At 48.7% G+C, this 343-nt stretch carries 2 tRNA genes; both read left to right on the top strand.

Annotated features, from left to right (window positions below):
* The first annotated feature begins 62 nt into the window (after positions 1–62).
* A tRNA-Ile gene (locus tag KNQ07_RS16040) sits at positions 63–139 on the top strand.
* An 18-nt stretch (positions 140–157) separates the two neighbouring features.
* Positions 158–230 (top strand) — tRNA-Ala (locus tag KNQ07_RS16035).
* The last annotated feature ends 113 nt before the right edge of the window (positions 231–343 follow it).

Genomic DNA, 343 nt, shown 5'->3' with positions numbered 1-343 from the left:
GGGACATGCCCATCGTTCAGTTTTGAGAGTCCGATCTCTCAATTGAACATCCCATTTTGAATGGGCCTATAGCTCAGCTGGTTAGAGCGCACGCCTGATAAGCGTGAGGTCGGTGGTTCGAGTCCACTTAGGCCCACCATTCATTTTTATAGCCCATGGGGCCTTAGCTCAGCTGGGAGAGCGCCTGCCTTGCACGCAGGAGGTCAGCGGTTCGATCCCGCTAGGCTCCATTTGTCTTTTCTTAACGGAGAAGGCACTCGCACCTTGAAAACTGAAGACATCAACAAGACATCAAACTTTTTATAACCATGTCATTAGACGTGTGTTCTTAGAATACCAAAAT

The organism is Exiguobacterium sp. s145, from assembly GCF_018618835.1.
In the GTDB taxonomy this organism is placed as follows: Bacteria; Bacillota; Bacilli; order Exiguobacteriales; family Exiguobacteriaceae; genus Exiguobacterium_A; species Exiguobacterium_A artemiae.
The sequence above is the reverse complement of the archived record's forward strand: the minus strand, read 5'-3'. Positions and strand labels throughout refer to the sequence as shown.